The organism is Moorena sp., assembly GCF_982860115.1.
In genome coordinates this window covers 25,730-32,881 of the sequence record NZ_CEYLVT010000068.1, presented here as the reverse complement: position 1 = coordinate 32,881, position 7,152 = coordinate 25,730, and the positions used below count along the sequence as shown (strand labels likewise).

The 7,152-nt window shown below is 43.9% G+C and carries 7 protein-coding genes; 6 read left to right on the top strand and 1 reads right to left on the bottom strand.

The window, feature by feature from the left end; translation table 11 throughout:
• Positions 1-307 precede the first annotated feature (307 nt).
• The 6 genes from AC4II3_RS13850 (at position 308) to AC4II3_RS13825 (ending at position 5,248) form a co-directional block, all read left to right on the top strand.
• Positions 308-673 (top strand): ferredoxin-thioredoxin reductase catalytic domain-containing protein, encoded by a 366-nt coding sequence (locus tag AC4II3_RS13850; protein WP_070395220.1) that lies wholly within the window; start codon positions 308-310, stop codon positions 671-673.
• A complete protein-coding gene (locus AC4II3_RS13845) occupies positions 670-1,101 on the top strand; it encodes a DUF309 domain-containing protein (protein WP_488012286.1) in 432 nt (143 codons plus the stop codon). Before AC4II3_RS13850 ends, AC4II3_RS13845 begins: the two co-directional genes overlap by 4 nt.
• A gap of 198 nt (positions 1,102-1,299) precedes the next feature.
• Entirely contained in the window at positions 1,300-1,782 is a 483-nt protein-coding gene (locus AC4II3_RS13840; protein ID WP_488012288.1) for an LptA/OstA family protein, read from the top strand.
• A 159-nt stretch (positions 1,783-1,941) separates the two neighbouring features.
• Positions 1,942-2,670 (top strand): LPS export ABC transporter ATP-binding protein, encoded by a 729-nt coding sequence (gene lptB / locus AC4II3_RS13835; protein ID WP_070395223.1) that lies wholly within the window; start codon positions 1,942-1,944, stop codon positions 2,668-2,670.
• Positions 2,671-2,708: 38 nt separating this feature from the next.
• Positions 2,709-3,875 (top strand): LptF/LptG family permease, encoded by a 1,167-nt coding sequence (locus AC4II3_RS13830; RefSeq protein ID WP_008182489.1) that lies wholly within the window; start codon positions 2,709-2,711, stop codon positions 3,873-3,875.
• Positions 3,876-4,003: 128 nt separating this feature from the next.
• Positions 4,004-5,248 carry a hypothetical protein gene (locus AC4II3_RS13825; protein ID WP_488012291.1) on the top strand — a complete coding sequence of 415 codons (1,245 nt, stop codon included), beginning with the start codon at positions 4,004-4,006 and terminating at the stop codon, positions 5,246-5,248.
• Between the two features lie 234 nt (positions 5,249-5,482).
• Here the strand turns inward: AC4II3_RS13825 and AC4II3_RS13820 are convergent, their stop codons facing one another.
• On the bottom strand, positions 5,483-6,907 hold the full coding sequence (locus AC4II3_RS13820) for an NADP-dependent isocitrate dehydrogenase (protein ID WP_488012293.1): 1,425 nt from the start codon (positions 6,905-6,907) through the stop codon (positions 5,483-5,485).
• Positions 6,908-7,152 lie beyond the last annotated feature (245 nt).

Below are 7,152 nucleotides of genomic sequence, written 5' to 3'. Positions count from 1 at the left end.
GACTCCGAGCTGCTCGGCTGCCTCTTTTGGAGTGACATATTTTTTCATTGACCGTGAACCTTACTAAATCTAGTATACTTAATTTTAGTAAGGTTTGCTAAGGCTTAGTAAGATATCTGGCTAATAGTTGCACCTCTGCTGATTTAGGGTAAAGCAGAGGGTTTTGGTATGTCTTAACACCAATTCAAGCGATCAAACCATTATCCTAAACTATGTATCGCTATCCCAACGATCAACAAATATCCGATTGACCTGTAAGACAGTACGATACAATTCTAAGAACTCTTTCATAACTCAATTTTACTAAATGACTACATCACCCATAGCTAATCAAGCCAGTGATAGTAAACTGGAGGCGATGCAAAACTTTGCTCAGACTTATGCTCAGCGTACTGACACTTACTTTTGTGTTGACCCAAGCGTAACGGCTGTGGTGATTGAGGGACTTGCCAAAAACAAAGAAGAACTCGGTGCTCCCTTATGCCCTTGCCGCCATTATGAAGACAAAGAAGCAGAGGTGAAAGCTACCTTCTGGAATTGCCCTTGTGTCCCAATGCGGGAACGCAAGGAGTGCCACTGTATGTTATTTTTAACCCCGGATAACGATTTTGCCGGTGATAAGCAAGAAATTTCCTTAGACGAAATTAAAGCTGCGCGAGATAGCATGGCATGACAGCCATAGTACTACCTGAAGAATTTTGGCAGGGTGTCGATCAATTTAATCAGCAAGAGTTTTACGCTTGTCACGACACCCTTGAAGCTTTATGGATAGAAGCAGTTGAGCCCCAAAAGCGATTTTATCAAGGTATTTTACAAATATCTGTTGGCTGCTACCACCTAGGTAATCTAAACTGGCGTGGTGCAGTGGTTTTACTCGGTGAAGGGATCGGACGTCTCAGTAACTATCAACCAGACTATGGGGGAATTGATGTCACTGAGCTACTATCTCAAAGTTTTAATCTCCTACAGGCATTGCAAAACGTCGGCTCAGAGCAAGTTGCTGATTTTGTTAGACAGTTAGAGGCGGCTGACAGCAATGATTTTGTAGTTGGTGGCGAAGGGGTTAGGGGTTTTCCAAAACTCAAGGGAGCTGATGGTTAACCATTAACTTGTTAACCATTAGTTGTTAGCACATGCTCTGAAGGGATGAGAAACTTTGTTGGTGCCTAGTCGTCAAAACTAAAACACGTGCCTTAGAGCAAAAAGCCCATTTTCATTCCCAAGCTATGGCTGGATTTGCTTAAACTAGTAGGCAGAACAGCTTATTGGTATTCGAGATCAGTCATCACACACAACAGCATGAAGTCCGACCTTAAATATACTAACCGATTAAGGCATAATCTAGGTCTAAGATTATTCTTGCCAGTTACCTTGGTAGGTGCGATCGCATTACCAAATTTCCTTAACATCCCCCAAGCACAAGCCCAAAGTAAACCATCAGCAGCTGATGGAAGTGCCTTGACGGTTCGCTCTGATGTCCAGGAAGCTAACTCCAAAACTGGCGTAGTCACAGCCCGTGGCAATGTCCAAATTAACTATCCTGCTCGCCAAATACAAGCAACTGCAGCCCAAGCCCAATACTTCAGCCGTGAGCGCCGTCTGGTTCTCAATGGTAATGTTTTTGTGTTGCAGGAGGGCAATAGTATTCAGGGTGAAACCATTACCTATTTGATTGATGAAGGACGCTTTGTAGCCCTGCCTCAACAGAACCAACAGGTAGAATCAATTTACATCGTTACAGACTCAGACAGCACCACATCACCGGCTCCAGGGCTTCCCTAGCTAAATCAACCCCTACCATCAGCCATTATGGCTTAAAAATTAGATCTTAATTGATAGAATAGCCTGCAACCGCTTCTGCTCATTTCCTGGCCATTAGTTAATTACCAAGGATATAAGGATTATCGACTATTGACTAATGACCGATTAAAGGTGCTATCTGTGAAAATACTATTAGATAATATCCATAAGTCCTATGGCAGGCGCAGTGTTGTAAGTCGCGTTAATCTTTCCGTTGCCCAAGGGGAAGTTGTAGGGTTGCTTGGTCCTAATGGTGCTGGTAAAACTACAACCTTCTACATTGCCACTGGTCTAGAAAAACCCAATCTGGGTACAGTTTGGCTAGATGATCAAGATATCACTGGCATGCCGATCAATCGGCGAGCCCAGCTAGGTATTGGTTACCTGGCTCAGGAAGCGAGTATCTTCCGCCACCTTAGTGTTCGGGACAATATTCAATTAGTCTTAGAACAAACTGGTGTGCCTCGTGGTGAGTGGCGATTAAGAATGCATTACTTACTCCAAGAGTTTCGTTTGGAAAAAGTCGCCAATACCTTGGGTAATCAAGTCTCTGGAGGAGAAAGACGTCGAACAGAACTCGCAAGAGCGTTAGCAGTTGGTTCACTTGGACCGAAGTTCTTATTCTTGGATGAGCCATTTGCTGGTGTCGATCCCATTGCTGTCTCAGAGATTCAAAAAATTATGGCTCGATTACGCGATCGCCAAATGGGAATTCTGGTGACTGACCACAATGTAAGAGAAACCCTAGCGATTACTGACCGCGCCTACATTATGCGAGAAGGACAAATCCTGGCTGCCGGAAGTGCTGAAGAACTTTATGATAATCCTTTAGTACGTAAGTATTACTTAGGGACAGGGTTTCAACGATAAAAGAAGCTATTAACAATTAATTTAGTGATTAGCAAATCATGAAATTTGGTAAATCCAAGTCCATCATTGCACTAATGCCTGGCTTATCAGTGATGGATCGCTACATCGTATTTGAGCTAATCCCACCACTGCTGTTTGGTATAGGTGCTTTTTCATCACTGGGTGTAGCTATTGGAACCCTATTTGAGTTGGTTCGCAAAGTTACTGAAGCAGGATTACCACTGGGAATTGCACTTCAAGTGCTACTGTTGCAGATACCCCAGTTTATTTCCTATGCTTTACCAATGTCGATGCTCTTAGCTGCTCTGATGGCATACTCTCGCCTCAGTAGCGATAGTGAGTTGATTGCCATGCGTAGCTTTGGGGTAAGCATCTACCGACTCGTAATACCTGCTGTAGTGGTGAGTTTGCTCGTTACAAGTCTGACATTTGTATTTAATGAATTAGTGGTTCCTGCCGCTAACTACCAGTCCAAAATCACCTTAGACAAAGCGCTCAAAAAAGAAAGACCATCCTTTCAGGAAAGGAACATATTTTATCCCGAATATCAAAAAGTCAAGCTACCCAATGGCAAAAAAGTAAACAAAATTAAGCGTTGGTTCTACGCCGAGCAATTTGATGGTAAGCAGATGAGAGGCTTGACAATTTTAGACTTTTCTCAGACCGGTCTGGAACAAATTGTTACCTCTGAGTCTGCCGTTTGGAACCCCACTGAAAATCTATGGGATTTTTTAGATGGAACCATCTATATTATATCTCCCGATGCTTCTTACCGCAATATCCTCAGATTTCAAAAACAAAAGCTACAACTTCCTAGAACACCTTTGGATTTGGCCAAAAAAAATCGTGACTATGGTGAAATGAACATTGCTCAGTCTCTAGAGCGTTTGGAGGTATTACGCCATAGTGGTAATGCTAAAAAAATCCGTAAACTTAGGATCAGAATTCAACAAAAAATTTCTTTTCCCTTTGTTTGTCTAGTTTTTGGTTTAGTGGGAGCTTCCTTGGGAACTCGTCCTCAACGTACAGGTAAAGCAACCAGTTTCGGCATTAGTGTTTTAGTGATTTTTTCTTACTACTTATTAGGGTTTATAACGAATGCCCTAGGTCTAGTTAACATTTTCTCTCCTTTGATGGCAGCCTGGTTACCTAATTTATTTGGACTAGGTGCGGGAGGATTGTTGTTATATAGGGCTGCCCGATAGATAGGCCCGATAGATAGGTAGTTATTGTTGCTAATTGTAAATTGCTAATTGTAAACCTAAATCCGTTGATTAGAGGCTAGCATCAAGTTACAGCGAAGCTGAAATGTCTAACATCGTTGAAACGTGCCATGTCTTTTCGTAATCAACCTCCTGCTTACCTCCGCTATTGGAAAGCTCAACTACAACCTTTGGGACGACCAGCATTTTGGGGAGCAGCTGTCTTGTTATCCCTAATGTTGTGGTTTCTCCGGGAATACTGGAACCGTCCAGAATTGTTAAGGGCAATTGGAATCAATCAAGTGGCTGAAATTGATACTCCCACCCTTGAACCAACCCTGTCTTCTGAAGATGATGAACTAGCAGCAAGGTTGGCTGATATTGATAATTCTGCCTTGCTATTAGCAGAGCTCGAAGCCCTAAGTGCTATATCAGTACCACCACAGCAAACCAAGAAAGGCAAAAAGTCTAAAACCAAAAATTCAGAAGGGTTATTTACTCAAGTTATTCAGCAGACAAAAGCTAACTCCCAAGCAAAATCACCTTTACTAACCCCAAACGTCCAACCTCAGCAGTCCTCAAAAGCCAGAAATCCCTTTGCTACATCTACAAACGATTTGTTTAATATCCCTTCGGTTCCTGGGAGTGGCTTACTGACCAATCCTAACTCTGTTAATCAGAGATCTTTATCCTCAAGCACACTGAACCAGACTAATTCTGTCTTGGGGTTGGGTTCCCTCAATTCCCCATACACTAATCCAGCCGAGTTACCAGTCAGCCCTTTACAGGAAGCCTTGAATAGGCTTAATGCTGCTAAGTCTAATACCGGTAATAGCAAAGCTCAACTACCCGCTAACATATTGCCTTCAAACATCTCTTATGGAAACAGGGGAGTTCTCGAACAACGGAACTCAGGAACTCAGGAAATCAAAGCTAGGGGGGGAATACCGTTGAGGGCAACTGGCAATCAAGCATTACCGACTCCCTCCTATCCAGGACAAATTACCTATCCTGGGGTAACAACACCAGGTGTAACCGGCAACAGGACTTTCTCGACCACACCCACAGCAGCTCCTTCTCCAGGACAAATTAATTATCCTGGAGTCAATCTACCTCGAACAAGGAACGATAGAACTTTTCCGACAACACCTACAGTTCCCCTCAATTCCAACACCTACTCTACTCCATTCCGGCAAGCTACCGGTGTACCAACGGCAGCACCGCTTACACCAGTAGCACCGCAAGGAACTAGTAAATTGGGGCAATTTTCTACCCAGTCTACTAGTCAAAATCAGTTTTTCAATCAGCGTCAGTTAAAGTCTAAGCTTGAACCAAGTCAACTTAGGCGACCTAAAATTATCATTCCCAATCCTTGACATTCCCCGGTCTCCCATATGGGGAGATTCTCCCTTAATAGATTTTGGTTAATCGACTCGCCCTAACCTGACAGCTTGACAGCAACCAAGGGCTTAGGGCAAATCTTCCCAAGGATTGCCCTTAAATGTAGACTTGCACGTTCGGTTCATTGACCCAGTTTCTGGCATGGCTTGTCGTAACAAGTTTGCTCAAAACCTCTGTTGATCGGGTTACCAACTTAAGACACTCAAGTGTCAACTAAAATATTTAATGATTGCCTCAGCAAACTCAGAACACTTCAGGGGAGGTTCTACGGGTGGAGTCATCATCCGGGCTAGGTCATAAGTAACTTCTCGGTTAGCGATCGCATCTGATATTCCCTTCTTAATCAAATCAGCAGCTTCTTGCCAACCCATATACTCTAGCATCATCACTGCTGATAAAATCACAGAGCCTGGATTTATCCGGTCTAAACCCGCGTGTTTGGGAGCTGTGCCATGGGTGGCTTCAAAAATCGCACACGTGTCACCAATATTCGCTCCTGGACCCATACCTAATCCACCAACCATAGCAGCAGCAGCATCGGATAGGTAATCACCATTGAGATTCATCGTGGCTAGAATAGAGTATTCCGCTGGTCGAGTCTGGATTTGCTGGAAAATGCTGTCCGCAATCCGGTCATTGACCATCACTTTATCTTGCCATTGACCTTGCCCATGGGTGTCCCATATGGAATTAAGGACATTTTCCACTTCCTGGATCACTTTCGCCTGTTTTTCTGGGGTCAAGGCATCATAACCCGGTTCAATCGCCCGAGCATTCTCTTCGAGGGTAATGTCAGGATTTTGCTCTTTGTTGCTCAGAATCCAAGATTCCCGTTCAGTTATACATTCTGCTCGAAACTCTGTGGTTGCTAGTTCATAACCCCAGTCCCGGAACGCGCCTTCGGTGTACTTCATAATATTCCCCTTATGTACCAAAGTCACCATCTGCTTAGGCTTAGGTAGCCTGAGGGCATGTTGGATGGCGCGGCGCACTAAACGCTGGGAGCCACTTTTACTGATGGGTTTAATGCCAATACCAGCATCTAAGGGAATCTGTTTTTTGCCATGTTCTGGAGTCGCTGGGATTAGATCCTGATTGAGTAAAGTAATCAATTTTTCAGCAACTTCGCTTCCTTTGGGCCATTCAATACCCAAGTAGATATCTTCTGTATTCTCCCGATAGACAATCACATCCAGTTTCTCTGGAGTTTTGTGAGGAGAGGGGGTTCCTGGGTAGTATTTACAGGGACGCACACAGGCATAGAGGTCATTAATTTGTCGCAGGGCGACATTGAGAGAGCGTATACCACCCCCCACAGGAGTTGTCAAGGGTCCTTTAATAGCAATGCCGTATTCTTTGATGGCATTGAGGGTGTCTTGGGGTAAATACTGATAAGTACCGTACTTTTCGCAAGCTTCGTCACCCGCGTAGATTTTAAACCAGCTGATGCTGCGATCGGTACCATAGGCGCATTGGACTGCTGCATCAATTACCTTCTGGGCAGCTGGCCAGATATCGACGCCAGTACCATCTCCGCGAATAAACGGAATAATTGGGTTGTCAGGAACAATGGGTTGACCATCCTTGTAGGTAATCGCAGAACCAGTCTGGCAAGGGGAGATTTTCTCGTACATAAAGTAGTTTTAATGAATTTCAGATGGAAGTTGGCAATAGACCTATAGTCAGAAAACTACCAGATCTCCTGCACTGGGCTTGAGACATTAAGCTTTTTTGCTGATCAACCCCAGGTAGATGGTAGTTGAGGTAAAGTCTATCCATAGGGGGATGGCAAAAACTCTACCCTTGTTAATCTTCTCATTAAGATGATTACTACTTTACAGGGCAAGACTGGCAGAAAGAGCAGGTAGTTGTTGAGCTT

What these genes read in the sequence shown, in the direction of transcription:
- AC4II3_RS13820 (WP_488012293.1), bottom strand. Translation starts at nt 6,907, where the DNA reads ATGTACGAGAAAATCTCCCCTTGCCAGACTGGTTCTGCGATTACCTAC.
- AC4II3_RS13850 (WP_070395220.1), top strand. Translation starts at nt 308, where the DNA reads ATGACTACATCACCCATAGCTAATCAAGCCAGTGATAGTAAACTGGAG.
- AC4II3_RS13845 (WP_488012286.1), top strand. Translation starts at nt 670, where the DNA reads ATGACAGCCATAGTACTACCTGAAGAATTTTGGCAGGGTGTCGATCAA.
- AC4II3_RS13825 (WP_488012291.1), top strand. Translation starts at nt 4,004, where the DNA reads ATGTCTTTTCGTAATCAACCTCCTGCTTACCTCCGCTATTGGAAAGCT.
- AC4II3_RS13830 (WP_008182489.1), top strand. Translation starts at nt 2,709, where the DNA reads ATGAAATTTGGTAAATCCAAGTCCATCATTGCACTAATGCCTGGCTTA.
- AC4II3_RS13840 (WP_488012288.1), top strand. Translation starts at nt 1,300, where the DNA reads ATGAAGTCCGACCTTAAATATACTAACCGATTAAGGCATAATCTAGGT.